Genomic DNA, 14,166 nt, shown 5'->3' on the forward strand with positions numbered 1-14,166 from the left:
GGGATCGCCAGCACGATGGCGCCGCGGAGGAGGTCGCAGACGACCATGATCCGCTTGCGGTCGTAGCGGTCCACGGCGACGCCGGCGAAGAGCCCCACGAGCAGCGCGGGCGCGGCCGTGGCCATGAGCACGAGGCCGACCGCGAGAGCGGAGCCGGTGACGCGGTAGACGAGGATGGCGGCGGCGATGTCGACGAGCGAGTCGCCGATGGTGGACACGAGCTGAGCGATCCACAGCGCCCTGAACCGCCGGTTCGCGAACACCGCGAACGGCGACAGGCGGGCCGTCGCGGTCGCCATGCCAGCACCTCCCCCTCGGCGCCGCGCACCCGGGGCGTGCCGGGGCGAGCGCCCCACCGTTACGGCTCCGTGGCGGCTGAGGCCGTCGGGGAGTCGTGAGCTGCGGTTACAGTGGGTACTCTACGCTGCGGCCATCGGCCCGGCAAGTGCCGTCGCGCCGCCGACCGGGTATGCCAGGAGGGCACGCGGTCCGCCCGCGGGGAGGATAGTGGTGCCCGTGAGAGACGCACCTGGCCGCCGGGTGGGCCCCTTCTTCCTGCTGGTGACGGCGCTCGCGCTGCCGTTGTGGGCGATCGGCGCCTTGGTCGGCGGCGAGCTGATGCCCGGCCTGCCGCTGGCGGCGCTGCAGTTCGTCGTGCCCGTCATCGCGGCGTCGCTGCTCGTCTACCGGCGCGAGGGGCGGGCGGCGCTCGGCGCCTTCCTGCGACGAGCCCTCGACGCCCGGCGCGTGAAGGACCCCGCCTGGTGGCTCGTCGCGGCGCTCCTCCACCCGTTGCTCTGGACGCTGTCGTGGCTGGTCATGGACGCGCTCGGACGCCCGCTGCCGCCGCTGCAGGTGCCGCTGGCGAGCCTGCCCGTGCTGGCGGCGGCGTTCCTCGTCGCCGGCCTGGCCGAGGAGCTCGGCTGGATGGGCTACGCCTACGAGCCGCTCGAGAGGCGCTGGGGGGCGCTGCGGACCTCCCTGGTGCTGGGCGCGTTCTGGGCGGCGTGGCACGTGGTGCCGCTGCTCACCGGCGACCGGCAGGCCTCGTGGATCGCGTGGTGGGCCCTTGGCACCGTCGCGATGCGCGTGCTGCACGTGTGGCTCTTCGAGAACACGGGCCTCAGCGTCCTCGCCCAGGCCGTGCTGCACGGCTCGTTCAACCTGTCGTGGCAGCTCTTCCCCGTGCGGGGCTCGGCCTACGACCCGGCGGTGCTGAGCCCGCTCATCGCGCTGGCGGCGGTGACCGTGGTCGCCCTCTCGGGCGCGGGCTTACGCCGCCGCGCGTGGGGACGGCCCGGCGCGGCGAGGGGCTAGGCGAGGGCTCGGGCGCTAGTCCGCCGCCGACGCGGCCGTGAACAGCGGCGCCGCCGTGCCGAACGAGCGCCGCTCGTGCGCCAGCAGCCACTGCTTGCGCGGCAGGCCCCCGCCGTAGCCGCCCAGGCTCCCGTCGGCGTTCACGACGCGGTGGCAGGGGATGACGATCGAGAGCTGGTTCGCGCCGTTCGCCCGGGCGACGGCGCGGAACGCCGTCGGCCTCCCCAGCGCCGCGGCGACCTGGCCGTAGGTGCGCGTCTCGCCCGGCGGGATGCGCCCCAGCTCGCGCCACACGGACCGCTGGAACTCGCTGCCGAGGGGCTTGAGCGGCGTGGCGAACTCGCAGCGCCGGCCGGCGAAGTACTCGGAGAGCTCGACTTCGATGCTCTCCAGGACGGCGTTCGTGCCAGGCACGATGGCGGCCTTGGCCCGCAGGCGCCTCAGCTCGGTCTCGAGGCCGCGCCTGTCGACGAACTCGAGCAGCACGAGCCCGTCGTCGTCGGCGACGGCGAGCATCGGCCCCAGCGGCGAGTCGAGCCAGGCGGCCGTGAGGACGGGTCCTTCGGCGGCGCTGGGCGAACTGCCGATGATGCGGTTGAACGCGTCGCGGAACCCGCTGGCGGACTCGTAGCCGGCCTGGAGCTGCGCCTCGATCACGGTGCCACCCTCCCTCAGCGACCTCAGCGCCAGGCCCATGCGCCTGGCGCGCGCGTACGCGACGAACGTCATGCCGAAGCGGCGCTTGAACGCCCGGCGCGCGGTGCCCACGTCCACCCCCAGCGCGCGGAAGTCGGCGTCGCGCCAGCGCTTCTCCGGCTCGGCCTCCACGGCGGCCACGAGACGGCGCACGACCTCGGGCACCTCGTTGGGGTGCGACAGCGGCCGGCAGCGCAGGCAGGGCCGGAAGCCCGCATGCAGCGCGTCCTTCGCCGTGGCGAAGAACGCGCAGTTCTCGAAGCGCGGCTTGCGGGCGGGGCAGGTGGGGCGGCAGAACACCCCGGTGGTGCGCACGCCCACGTAGAAGACGCCCTCGTACTCGGGGTCGCGCCTCAGCATGGCCTGGTAGTAGCGGCGGGCCGTGTCGTCAGGCACGCCCCGAGTCTAGGGCTTGGGAGACCGGGGCGCCGCCGAGAACCGGGCGCGTATCGCCGGGTCGCGGGCCGCTCAGCGCTTCGGCCCCGCCTGAGAGCGCGCCGCGGCGGCCTCCCTGAGGAGCCGCACCGCCCGCGGGCCGACCCCGTGCAGCGCGAGCAGCTCCGCGTCGGAGCGCGCGACCGCGGCGCTCAAGGTGCCGATGCCGGCCGCGAGCAGCGCCCGCGTGGCCGGCCTGCCGATGCTCCTGGGCAGCGCGTCGGGACCGTCCGGGGCCTCGCCTCGCTCCGCCTGGCGGCGCACGTCGAGGAGCTCCGCGGGCGCGCGGCTGCGCCACGCCTTCTCGAGGAGCGCGTTGAGCTCCATGCCGTTCACGGCGGCGAGCGGCACGCGCACCCCTACCGGCTCGCCCGCCCTGGTCACGGGCTCGGCCGCCGCGAACCGCCCCAGGACCGCCTCGGCGTCATCCCGCGACATCTCGAGCTGCGCCGCCCCGTCGCCCGTCACCGTCACGAAGCGCTCGCCGCGGACGGCGAAGGCGACCGTGCCGGAGCCGGCGTCCTCGGCGACCTCGGGGAGCCGCAGCGCCGCCTTGCGGAGGTGAGCGAGGGTCGTCATGGAACCAACATAGACCGGCTCGTCGCGCGGTTCCCAGCGCCGCCCCTGCGTTGGGCTTGCCAACGACCGCGGCCGGCGCCGAAGCTGTGGTGGGAGGTCCCGCCATGTGCCGCAGCATCAAGCCGCTCTTCAACTTCGACCCGCCGGCCACCGACGAGGAGGTACGCGCCGCCGCCCTGCAGTACGTCCGCAAGGTCAGCGGGTTCCAGAAGCCGTCGCGGGCGAACGAGGCGGCGTTCGCGGCGGCGGTCGAGGAGGTCGCGGCCGCGACGAGGCGCCTCGTCGACGCCCTGGAGACCAACGCGCCGCCCAAGGACCGCGAGGTCGAGGCGGCCAAGGCGCGGGCGCGCTCGGCCTGGCGCTACCGGCCGATCGGCGACGCCCCCGGCGCGTCCGGCGACTGAGACGCTACTGCCCCTCGGCCGGGACGGCCCCGCTGCGCTCCTCGTGCACCTGGTCGGCGGTCAGGCCCAGGTCGCGCTGCGCCGCGATCTCCTCCGCGGTGAACGGCGCGAAGCCCTCGGGCAGCGCCGCCTCGTTGTCCCAGCTCGTGGCGACGAAGTCGAGCACGGCCGCGAGCTGCTCGTCGGTGAACTGCGACCACGCGGGCATGACCCCGTTGTAGGTCTGGCCCGCTACCTGGATCTCGCCCTGCAGCCCGTAGAGGACGACGTGGATCAGGTAGGTGCGGCCCTCCTCGGTCGCCAGCAGCTCCGGCACGTGGCCGGCGAGCGGCGGGAACGCGCCGGGGACCCCCTGGCCGTTCGCCTGGTGGCAGGCCGCGCAGTTCGACTGGAACAGCGTCTCGCCCTCGTCCTGGGCCAGGGCGATCCCCGCGACCACGAGGGCGGCTGACGCGAGCAGCGACTTGAGGACGCGCATGGTTCTCCTTTCCGGGACGCGGCGAGGTCGTGCGGTGTTGCGAGGAGGGGTCGCTGCCGGGCCCGTGGGCGTGACCGCCCGCCGGCGCGTCCGCCGCGGTCCGCCGCGGTCGCGCGCTGCGGACCACGCTACGCCCGGATCGTGAGCGCGGGCAGGGAGCGTCGGTCGGCGTCCCGGAAGCACTCAGCCAAGTCACGATGAACCGCCCTAGCATGCGGCTCCGACGTGGACCGCGAGCGCATCCTCATCGTGGAGGACGACCTCCACCTGGCGCGCGCCCTCGAGACGGAGCTGCTCAGGGCGTACGACGTGGCGGTGGTGCGCACCGGCGGCGAGGCGCTGGAGAGGGCCGAGACCGAGTCGTTCGACCTGGTCCTCCTCGACCTCGGCCTCCCCGACATCGACGGGCTCGACGTCGCGGCCGCTCTCAAGGACAACCCGGCCGCGATCCTCATGCTCACGGCGCGCGCCGACCTCCGCAGCCGCGTCGCGGGCCTCTACATCGGCGCCGACGACTACCTCGCCAAGCCCTTCGACATGCAGGAGCTGCTGGCGCGCGTCTACGCCCAGCTCCGCCGCCGCGGTCGCCCGGAGGTCTACGACGCCGGGCCCGTGAGCCTCTCCCTCGCCGACCACACCTGCGCCGTCCGCGGCCGGCCCCTCGACCTCTCGCCCCAGGAGTTCAACCTCCTGGCGCTCCTGCTCGCCAACCAGGGCCGCGTGTTCTCGAAGAACGCGATCGAGGACCGGCTCTACCGCGAGGCGCCGCCCACCTCGAACGCCGTGGAGGCGCTGGTCTCGCGCCTGCGGAGCAAGCTGGCCGCTGCCGGCGTCGATGACCTCATCGAGACGGTGCGCGGCATCGGCTACGTCGTGAGGGAGCGGAGCTAGGTGACGCTCAGGGCTCGGCTCGGGCTGGCCGCGGCGGGCATGACGGTCGCCGTCATCGCGGCCTTCGGCGCCGTGGCGTACCGGGAGTTCACGCGCCAGCAGGACGAGCAGCTCAGGGTGCTGCTGAGGCAGGACCTCGAGCGCGTGACGGCCCTGCTCGACCGGCCGGCCCTGGGCGCGTCCTTCGCGCCAGAGGACACCGGCACCTTCATCCTCCAGCTCGTGACGGCGTCGGGCCAGGTGGCGGTGAACGTGGGCGGCGGCGAGGCCCTGCCCGTGGTGCGGGCCCCGACGGTCATCGAGCGGGGCGAGCGCACCTACCTGGTCACGACCGGCGTCTGGCCCGCCACCAGGGGCAGCGTGCGCCTGGCCCACGACATCACCGACGCCCTCGCCGTGCGGCGCGACCTCCTCGAGGTGCTCGTCGGCGTCGGAGTGCTCGTCACCGTCGTGGCGGCCGCGCTGGCGCTCCTGGGGGCGCGGCGGATGCTCTCGCCCCTCGCCAGGGTGGCCCGCCAAGCCCGCGCCCTCGACCCCGCCTCGCCTCACGGGGTGGAGTACCGCGGGCCCATGGACGAGATCGGCGACCTCGTCGCCGCGCTGAACGCGGCCCTCGAGGCGATCGGCGAGCGCAAGGAGGCCGAGCGCCGCTTCCTGCTCGAGGTGGCGCACGAGCTGGCGGCGCCGCTCACCCTCGTCAACTACCACTTGAGTGCCGTGAGGCGTGAGCACGCCGACGACGCCCACGTCCGGGCGGCCGCCGAGGGCACGCGCGAGCTGCTGCGCACCTCGCAGGACCTGCTGGTGCTGGCCCGCGGCGAGCTCGACGTACCGCTCGAGCCGCGCGTCGTGGACCTGCGCGACGTCGTGCTCCGCGTCGCCGACGAGTACCCGGGGCTGAGGCTCAGCCTGGCCGAGCGGCTCGAGGTCGTCGGCGACCCTGAGCGTCTCGTGCAGGTGGTGCGCAACCTCGTGAGGAACGCGCTGCAGGCCGTCGGCCGGGCGAACGGCGTCGCGGTGAGCCTGCGCAACGAGGGCGCCAGCGCGGTGCTGGAGGTCTGCGACGACGGCCCCGGCATGAGCGAGGAGACCGTGCGTCGGGTCTTCGACCACGGCTTCAGCGGCGGAGGCGGGGTCGGCGTGGGGCTGACCGTGTGCAAGCGGCTCGTAGAGCAGCACGACGGCGAGCTGCGCCTGCGGTCGAAGGCGGGGGAGGGCACCTGCTGCGAGGTGCGCCTGGAGAGCCTGGCCTCGCGCTTGGCGGGGGCCGAGGAGCGTCCGGCGGAGGCGTCGGTGGGCGGGGTCGCCCGACCGGACCCGGCGGGGGCGTCGTGACCCCACGAGCGGCCACCGGGCTCGCGGCCGCGCGGCGCGCGGACCCTGGGAGCGACCTGGCCAGACGCTTCAGGCCGCGTAAGGTTCGCGTAAGGTTCAGGCCGCACCGTCACCCCTGGATAGCTGCCACTGCGGCGGAGGAGCTCTCGTGAGGCGGACCGCCACGATAGCCTGCCTGCTCCTGGTCCTCTCCTGGGCGCTGGCGATCGACATCCCGCAAGACGCGGCCGTGCTGATCACGTCGCGCGACGGCACCATCGTCGGCGTCGGGCGCGCGCGGGACGGCGAGGGCTTCGTCCTCGAGCTGCTGCCGGGCTTCGCCGGGATGGGCACGCTGTTGTTCACTACGCCGGACGGCGACGTGCACGTGGTCGAGGTCATGGTCCGCGAGGGCACGGTCTTCGTGGAGGAGACCGACCTGCGCGCCGCCGCGACGGCGGCGGGCTTCGGCGAGGTCGTGATCGGCCCGGCGGCCCCCGCCGCGGAGCCGTCGGCCGAGGGCCCGCCTCCCGCGGAGCCGCCCGCCGGGGCGAGCCCTCCCGCCGCGGAGGAGCCCCCGGTCGGGGCCGGGCCGCCGGCCGCGGGCGAGACGCCTCCCGAGGCCGGGCCGCCTGCCGCCGGCGAGCCCCCTGGCGACGCCGGTCCTCCTGCCGCGGAGCCGCCCGCCGAAGCGGGCCCACCCGACGCGGCCCCGCCGGCCGGCGACGAGCCTCCGGAGGACGCGCCCGCCGACGCGCCTCCGCCCGCCGACGCGCCTCCTCCCGCCGACGCCCCGCCGCCGGACGCCGGCCCGCCCGAGGAAGCCGAGCCTCCCGACGCGGAGCCGCCGGTCGCCGAGGAGCCGGCCGGAGAGCCGCCCGAGGAGGGTCAGCCGGAGGAACCGGCCCCGCCGGCCGAGGCCGGCCCGGCGCCCGACGCGGTCCCTCCCCCCGACGCCGCGCCCCCGCCCGCTGAGCCGGCGCCTTCGCCCGAGGAAGCGCCGCCGGACGCTCCGGCGCCGCCGGACGCGGGTCCGCCGCCGGGCGAGGACGACGACCCGGCGGGCGCCGGACCCCCTCCGGACGCCGCGCCTCCGCCAGAGGCGGCGCCGCCTCCCGCTGAGCCGCCACCGGACGCCGCGCCTCCGGCAGGCGAGGACCCCGGGGCGGGACCCGATGCGCCTCCCGAGCCCGGCGCGCCCGGCGGCGAGGAGCCGGCTGCCCCGCCGCCCGCCGACGACGGCCCGCCCGCCGCGCCGCCGCCGCCCGCCGACGAGCCGCCGGCGGACGAGCCGCCGCCCGCCGAGGACGAGCCCCCCGTGGAAGAGCCGGCGCCGGCGGAGGACGAGCCGCCCCCTGAGGACCAGCCGCCCGTCGACGCACCCGCGCCCGCCGGGGAGCCCCCCGAGGTCGGGCCGCCCGTGGGGGAGCCCCCGCCTCCCGACGCCCCGCCAGCGGAGACGCCGCCTCCCGACGAGGCGCCACCGCCGCCGGCGGAGACGCCGCCACCGGACATCGAACCGCCGCCGGACGAACCGCCTACCCCCGAGGAGCCGCCGCCCGATGCCGCCCCGCCGCCCGACGCGGAGCCGCCTCCCGACGCCGAGCCCCCGCCGAACGAACCGGCTCCGCCGGTGGACGAGCCGGCGCCCGACGCCGAGCCGCCTCCGGCGGAGGACGAGCCGCCTTCGGTCGGCGGCGGTCCGTGAGCTCCGGCCCGTGTACCGATGAGCATGGGAAAGCGTGGACATCCGCTACCCTTGACCTAACCTCGAGAACAGCGATGGGGACCCTGACGCCCCGCGCTGCATAGGGCCGTAGGCAGGGCCGCCGGCGCGTCATCCCTCCCTTCAGCCACCCAGCGGGCCCCGCAGGGCAGGCGCGCGCCGCGCGCTCCCGAGCCGCGGCCCGCGAGGCTGAAGCTCGTCAGGGAGGGGAGACGGCTATCATGCGTGAGTACGAGCGAACCACCTGGTCGAGAGCGCGTTGGATCATCGCGGCGCTGGCCGTGACGGGGCTGGTGCTGGCGCAGGACGCCCCGGACATCACCGCCGACTCGTTCACGAGCGACTTCTCGGTGATGCAGCAGCTCAGGGACATCGCCGCCCAGGGCAGCGGCGCGATCGCGGTGCTGCTGCCGGAGACGACCACGTCGGCGCGGTACGTCGCGTTCGACGAGCCGTTCCTACGCCGGGCGTTCCAGGAGGCCGGCGTCGCCGACAGCGACATCATCATCACCAACGCCCAGGGCAGCGAGTCGACGCAGCTGACCCAGGCGCAGGCCGCCATCACGCAGGGCGCCACGGTGCTGATCGTCGACCCGATCTCCTCCGGCGTGGGCGCGTCCATCGAGCAGTACGCGGCCGAGCAGGGCGTCCCGGTGATCGACTACGACAGGCTGACCCTCGGCGGCGCCAGGAACTACTACGTGAGCTTCGACAACGTCCGCGTCGGCGAGCTGATCGGCGAGGGGCTCGTGAGCTGCATCGCGGACTGGGGCGTGGAGTCCCCGAACGTCCTCGTGATGAGCGGCGCCCCCACCGACAACAACGCCACCCTCTTCGCCCAGGGCTACAACTCGGTCCTCGAGCCGTACTTCGCCGACGGCACGTACACGAACGCCGGCGCGCCCGCCGGCACCTGGGACCCGGCGCAGGCGCGCACGACGTTCGAGGGGCAGTTCACGGCGAACCAGGAGATCAACGCGGTCGTGACCCCCAACGACGACAACGCCAACGCCGTGATCTCGTACCTCAAGACCCTCAACGTGCCGCCGCGCACGTTCCCGACCACCGGCCAGGACGCCACGCTGCAGGGCCTGCAGAACGTCCTCGCCGGGTACCAGTGCGGCACCGTCTACAAGCCCATCAACCTCGAGGCGCAGGCGACGGCCGCCCTCGCCCTGTTCATCCGCGCCGGCATGGAGCCGCCGGCCGGGCTCGTGAACGGCACGACGCTGGACTCGCAGGCGAACGTCGAAGTCCCCTCGGTGCTGCTCGACCCGATCTGGGTGACGCCCGAGAACATGGCCGAGACGGTCGTGGCGGACGGCTTCGTCGACCCGGCAGAGCTCTGCGCGGGCTTCGAGGACGAGTGCGCTGCCGCCGGCATCGAACAGTAGGGGCGGCGTGACGGACCAGTCGGCTCGGCCCGGTGGCGACACCGGCGCCGAGCCGCTGCTGCGCCTGGAGGGCATCCGCAAGGACTTCGGCGCCGTGCGGGCGCTGCGCGGCGTCGACCTCTCGCTGCCGCGCGGACAGGTCACGGCGCTGGTGGGCGACAACGGCGCCGGGAAGTCGGTGACGGTGAAGGTCATCGCCGGCACCTACCAGCCCGACGCCGGGGTGATCCTGTGGGAGGGCTCCCCCGTCCGCATCCGCACCCCCAAGGAGGCGTCGGCGCTGGGCATCGAGGTCGTCTACCAGGACCTCGCGCTGTGCGACAACCTCGACGTCGTCCAGAACATGTTCCTCGGCCGCGAGATCATGCGGAACGGCCTCCTGGCCGAGGACGAGATGGAGCGCGCCGCGTCCCAGACGCTGGCGGACCTGCGCGTCACGACCGTGCAGTCGGTGCGGCTGCCGGTGGCGGCGCTGTCCGGCGGGCAGCGCCAGTCCGTCGCCGTCGCCAAGGCCGTGATGTGGAACTCGAAGCTGGTGATCCTCGACGAGCCCACCGCCGCCCTCGGGGTGGCGCAGACGAAGCAGGTCCTCGCGCTGGTGCGGCGCCTGGCGGAGCAGGGGCTGGCCGTCATGATGATCTCCCACAACCTCGTCGACGTGTTCGAGGTCGCCGACCGCATCGCCGTGATGCGCCTCGGCGAGGTCGTCAGCGAGGGTCCCACAAGCGATACGGACGTCCAGACCGTCGTCGAGCTGATGACCACGGGCAAGCGGAGGGCCGCGTGACGGACGTCTCCGACGCCCCCGCCGCGCCGGCCGCCGCCGCGACGGCGGCGCGACCGCGCTTCCTGCCCGGCCTGGCCGGCGTGCTGCCGGTGCTGCTGGGCGTGGTCGCGATCGCCGCGATCTTCCAGAGCCTGAACCCGCGCTTCCTCACCACGGGGAACCTCGTGAACCTGCTCGTCCAAGGCTCGGTGTTCATGCTCATCGGCATGGGCCAGGTGTTCGTGCTGCTCCTCGGCGAGATCGACCTGTCGCTCGGCTTCGTGGCCGGCATCGCCGGGGTCGTGGTCACCGAGCTGGTCCAGCCCCGGGTCGCCTGGCCGTGGTGGGGCGCGATCCTGGCCGCGCTCGCCGTGACGGCCGCCATCGGCTTCCTGCAGGGGACGCTGATCACGCGCCTCAGGCTGCCCTCGTTCGTCGTCACGCTCGCCGGCCTGCTCGCCTGGCAGGGGGTGCTGATCATCATCCTCGGCACCGGCGGGACGATCCCGATCCCCGACCGCCGGATCAACGCCATCGCCAACGGCACGCTCAGCCCCCTGGGCGGCTGGGTGCTCGCCGCCATCGTCGTGCTGGCGTTCGCCGCCGTGACGTTCCGCGAGGACGGCAGGCGCCGCAGCAGCGGCCTGGCCGCTCCCTCGGTGGGCCAGAGCCTCCTCAAGGTCGCGCTAGCGGCCGCGGCGGCCGTGGCGCTGACGCTGCTCACGAACGCCGACCGGGGGGTGGGCGCCTTCAGCCTGCGCGGCATGCCGATCGTGTTCCCCGTCCTGTTCGGCGTGCTGGTGCTGTGGAGCGTCGTGCTGGGGCGCACCCGCTTCGGCCGCTACGTGTACGCGATCGGCGGCAACGCCGAGGCGGCGCGCCGGGCCGGCATCGCCGTCGCCTGGGTGAGGACCTGGGCGTTCACCTGCGCGGCCGTGACCGCCGGCGTGGGCGGCATCGTCTACGCCTCGCGGCTGCGCTCGATGTCCACCAGCTTCGACGGCGGCACGATCGTCCTCTACGTCGTCGCGACGGCGGTCATCGGCGGCACCAGCCTGTTCGGCGGGAGAGGCCACCCCCTCCACGCGGTCCTCGGCGGCGTCGTCATCGCCGCGATCGTCAACGGCATGGCCCTGCTCGGGCTCAGCGCCGCGATCCAGCTCATCGCCACGGCGGTGGTGCTGCTGGCCTCGATCCTCGTCGACGTGCTCGTGCGGAGGCAGGGCGCGGCGGGCTCGTAGCCGACGCCCCGCGCCGACCGCGTCCCCGGCAGCCGGGCAGGCGGCCTGCCAGCCGTCTCGGACGCGGACACCCGCCACGCAGCGCCTTCGCTCCCTACCGCCTGCCTGCGGTCTCGGACGCGGCCCTCGCGGCTACTCGACGACGCGGCGGCCGCCACGCCGGCGCCGCAGGACATAGGCCTCTGCCGGCTCGTCCACGGGCGCGGCTAGCCTCGCGTAGGACGCGATGTCCGCCACCACGAGGCTCGCGGTGGACGCGATGTCCGGCCCCTAGCAACGCGTTCACCGCGTCCGGGAAGGGACCGCGATGAGCGTGAAGAAGTGGGTGTACCTGTTCGACGAGGTCGGGGAGGCCGAGCGCCTCGCGGGCAGCTGGGACGGCGCCAGGGCGCTGCTGGGCGGCAAGGGCGCGAACCTCGGCGACATGACGCGCCTGGGCGTGCCCGTCCCGCCCGGGTTCACCGTCACGACCGAGGCGTGCAACGCCTACCTCGCCGCCGGCGGGAGGTTCCCCGAGGGCATGTGGGAGCAGGAGCTGGCGGCCCTGCGCAGCGTCGAGGAGCGCACGGGCAAGAGGTTCGGAGACCCGGCGCGGCCGCTCCTCGTCTCCTGCCGCTCGGGCGCGAAGTTCTCGATGCCCGGGATGATGGACACGATCCTCAACATCGGGCTGAACGACGAGGTCGCCGACGGGCTGATCGCTCTCACCGGCGACCCGCGCTTCGCCTACGACTCTTACCGCCGCCTGGTGCAGATGTTCGGCGGCGTGGTGCTGGGCGTGCCGGACGAGGTGTTCGAGGCCGTGATCACCGCCCGGCGCAAGGCCGCCGGCGTGTCCGTCGACGCCGAGCTGAGCGCCGAGGACTGGAAGGAGATCACGCGCAAGTTCAAGGAGATCGTCCGCACCTACACGGGCGCGCCCTTCCCCGAGGACCCGCTCGAGCAGCTGAGGCTCGCCACCGAGGCCGTGTTCAAGTCGTGGAACGGCAAGCGCGCGGTCGACTACCGCAACGCCTCCGGCATCAGCCACGACCTCGGCACCGCCGTGAACATCCAGACGATGGTCTTCGGGAACATGGGCGACGACTGCGCCACCGGCGTGGCGATGAGCCGCAACGCCACGACCGGCGAGGACCGCCTCGAGGGCGACTTCCTCGTCAACGCGCAGGGCGAGGACGTCGTGGCCGGCATCCGCCAGACGCAGCCCCTCGAGGAGCTGGCCGCGGTCATGCCCGACGTCTACGCCGAGTTCGAGGCCATCGCCAAGCGCCTCGAGCGCCACTACAGGAACATGCAGGACATGGAGTTCACCGTCGAGCACGGCAAGCTCTGGGTCCTGCAGACCCGCGACGGGAAGCGCACGGCGCAGGCCGAGGTCCGCATCGCCGTCGACATGGTTCACGAGGGGCTCATCGACCGCCGCGAGGCCGTGAGGCGCGTGAAGCCCGAGCAGGTCGACTTCTTCCTGCACCCGCAGTTCGAGGCCGGCGCCCTGAGGGCCGCGAGCCTCCTGGCCAGCGGCCTCAACGTCTCACCGGGGGCAGCCGTGGGCGACGTGGCCTTCGACGCCGACACCGCCGAGCGCTGGGCCAAGGAGGGTCGCGACGTCATCATGGTCCGGCCCGAGACGAAGCCCGACGACGTGCACGGCATGCTCGCCGCGCGCGGGATCCTCACCAGCTCCGGCGGGCGCACCAGCCACGCCGCCCTGGTGGCGCGGCAGTTCGGCAAGCCGGCGGTTGTGGGGGTGGCGGCGCTCGCCATCGACCTCGAGAGGCGCGAGATGAGCGTGGGCGACGAGGTCGTCAGGGAGGGCGAGCCGGTCTCGATCGACGGCACGCTCGGCCACGTCTACCTCGGTCGCCTGCCGACCGTCGTCCCCGACATCAGCAACCGCTACCTCACCGAGCTGCTCTCCTGGGCCGACGAGATCAGGACACTCGGCGTGCGGGCCAACGCCGACTACCCCGCCGACGCCGAGCGCGCCCGCGCCTACGGCGCCGAGGGCCTGGGCCTGGTGCGCACCGAGCACATGTTCTTCGAGACCGAGCGGCTGCCCATCGTGCAGAAGATGATCATGGCCCGCACGACCACGGAGCGCGCCGAGGCGCTGGCGGCCCTCCTGCCGCTGCAGCGGCGCGACTTCGAGGGTCTGTTCAGGGCGATGGACGGCCTGCCGGTGATCGTCAGGCTCATCGACCCGCCGCTCCACGAGTTCCTGCCCTCCCACGACGAGCTCGTCGCCGACCTCGCCGACCTGAAGATGCAGCTCCAGCACTTCCACCGCCTCGAGGAGGTCGACGCCGCGCTCGCCGTCATCAGGCGCAAGCAGGACCACCTCGCTCGCGTCACCGAGCTGCGCGAGGCGAACCCCATGCTGGGCACGCGCGGCGTGCGCCTGGGGATTCTGATCCCGGAGCTGCCGCGCATGCAGGTGCGGGCGATCTTCGAGGCCGCCTGCGCCGCCAAGAGGGACGGCATCGACGTCCACCCCGAGGTGATGATCCCGCTGGTCGCGCACGCGAACGAGCTGCGCGTCCTCAGGGCCGCGCTCGAGGAGGAGGCGCGGGCCGTGATGGCCGAGCAGGGCGTGGAGGTCCCCTACAAGTTCGGGACGATGGTCGAGGTCCCGCGCGCGGCCCTCGTCGCCGACGAGCTAGCCGCCGAGGCCGAGTTCTTCAGCTTCGGCACGAACGACCTCACGCAGACGGTCTTCGGGGTCTCACGCGACGACGCCGAGAAGGGCTTCCTCATGCAGTACCTCGAGAGGGGCGTCATCGAGGAGAACCCGTTCGCGACGATCGACGGGGCGGGCGTGGGCAAGCTCATGGAGATGGGCACGAGCCTCGGCCGCTCGGTCAGGCCCGACCTCGAGGTCGGCGTCTGCGGCGAGCACGGCGGCGACCCGGCCTCGATAGACCTCTG

The 14,166-nt window shown here is 74.2% G+C and carries 13 protein-coding genes; 9 read left to right on the top strand and 4 right to left on the bottom strand.

The genetic code is table 11. From position 1 onward, the window contains the following. On the bottom strand, positions 1-299 hold a 299-nt coding region (locus tag VF202_08900), incomplete at its 3' end, for an MFS transporter (GenBank protein HEX7040216.1). A 217-nt stretch (positions 300-516) separates the two neighbouring features. Here VF202_08900 and VF202_08905 point away from each other — a divergent pair. After that, a complete protein-coding gene (locus tag VF202_08905; protein ID HEX7040217.1) occupies positions 517-1,317 on the top strand; it encodes a CPBP family intramembrane glutamic endopeptidase in 801 nt (266 codons plus the stop codon). Positions 1,318-1,332: 15 nt separating this feature from the next. On the opposite strand, the gene VF202_08910 is transcribed toward VF202_08905, so the two are convergent. Further along, complete coding sequence (locus VF202_08910; GenBank protein HEX7040218.1) at positions 1,333-2,409, bottom strand: trifunctional transcriptional activator/DNA repair protein Ada/methylated-DNA--[protein]-cysteine S-methyltransferase; 1,077 nt, start codon at positions 2,407-2,409, stop codon at positions 1,333-1,335. 72 nt (positions 2,410-2,481) lie between these two features. Beyond that, positions 2,482-3,027: a hypothetical protein gene (locus VF202_08915; protein ID HEX7040219.1), complete on the bottom strand. Its 546-nt coding sequence runs from the start codon at positions 3,025-3,027 to the stop codon at positions 2,482-2,484. 104 nt (positions 3,028-3,131) lie between these two features. Between VF202_08915 and VF202_08920 the strand changes: the two genes are divergently transcribed. Next, positions 3,132-3,431, top strand: coding sequence for a DUF2277 domain-containing protein (locus VF202_08920; protein HEX7040220.1), 300 nt, complete (start codon positions 3,132-3,134; stop codon positions 3,429-3,431). A gap of 4 nt (positions 3,432-3,435) precedes the next feature. Here VF202_08920 and VF202_08925 read toward each other — a convergent pair whose 3' ends face one another. After that, entirely contained in the window at positions 3,436-3,909 is a 474-nt protein-coding gene (locus VF202_08925; protein ID HEX7040221.1) for a cytochrome c, read from the bottom strand. 225 nt (positions 3,910-4,134) lie between these two features. Between VF202_08925 and VF202_08930 the strand changes: the two genes are divergently transcribed. From VF202_08930 to ppdK, 7 genes are all read left to right on the top strand, one after another. After that, on the top strand, positions 4,135-4,800 hold the full coding sequence (locus tag VF202_08930; GenBank protein ID HEX7040222.1) for a response regulator transcription factor: 666 nt from the start codon (positions 4,135-4,137) through the stop codon (positions 4,798-4,800). Next, positions 4,801-6,135 (top strand): HAMP domain-containing sensor histidine kinase, encoded by a 1,335-nt coding sequence (locus VF202_08935; protein ID HEX7040223.1) that lies wholly within the window; start codon positions 4,801-4,803, stop codon positions 6,133-6,135. It begins immediately after the preceding gene. A gap of 148 nt (positions 6,136-6,283) precedes the next feature. Then, positions 6,284-7,822, top strand: coding sequence for a hypothetical protein (locus VF202_08940; protein HEX7040224.1), 1,539 nt, complete (start codon positions 6,284-6,286; stop codon positions 7,820-7,822). A gap of 239 nt (positions 7,823-8,061) precedes the next feature. Further along, the gene (locus VF202_08945) at positions 8,062-9,234 is read left to right on the top strand and encodes a substrate-binding domain-containing protein (protein ID HEX7040225.1); all 1,173 of its coding nucleotides are present in this window, start codon (positions 8,062-8,064) and stop codon (positions 9,232-9,234) included. A 7-nt stretch (positions 9,235-9,241) separates the two neighbouring features. Next, a complete protein-coding gene (locus tag VF202_08950) occupies positions 9,242-10,021 on the top strand; it encodes an ATP-binding cassette domain-containing protein (GenBank protein HEX7040226.1) in 780 nt (259 codons plus the stop codon). Continuing rightward, positions 10,018-11,241: a hypothetical protein gene (locus VF202_08955; GenBank protein ID HEX7040227.1), complete on the top strand. Its 1,224-nt coding sequence runs from the start codon at positions 10,018-10,020 to the stop codon at positions 11,239-11,241. The genes VF202_08950 and VF202_08955 overlap by 4 nt, the downstream gene beginning before the upstream one ends. A 307-nt stretch (positions 11,242-11,548) precedes the next feature. After that, positions 11,549-14,166: pyruvate, phosphate dikinase (gene ppdK, locus VF202_08960; protein HEX7040228.1), on the top strand; the 2,618-nt coding region annotated here is incomplete at its 3' end.

Source organism: Trueperaceae bacterium, assembly GCA_036381035.1.
Taxonomy (GTDB): Bacteria; Deinococcota; Deinococci; order Deinococcales; family Trueperaceae; genus DASRWD01.

Excerpts from the sequence above, each read along its gene's own strand:
- VF202_08920 (HEX7040220.1), top strand. The coding sequence starts at position 3,132 with ATGTGCCGCAGCATCAAGCCGCTCTTCAACTTCGACCCGCCGGCCACC.
- VF202_08925 (HEX7040221.1), bottom strand. The coding sequence starts at position 3,909 with ATGCGCGTCCTCAAGTCGCTGCTCGCGTCAGCCGCCCTCGTGGTCGCG.
- VF202_08915 (HEX7040219.1), bottom strand. The coding sequence starts at position 3,027 with ATGACGACCCTCGCTCACCTCCGCAAGGCGGCGCTGCGGCTCCCCGAG.
- VF202_08945 (HEX7040225.1), top strand. The coding sequence starts at position 8,062 with ATGCGTGAGTACGAGCGAACCACCTGGTCGAGAGCGCGTTGGATCATC.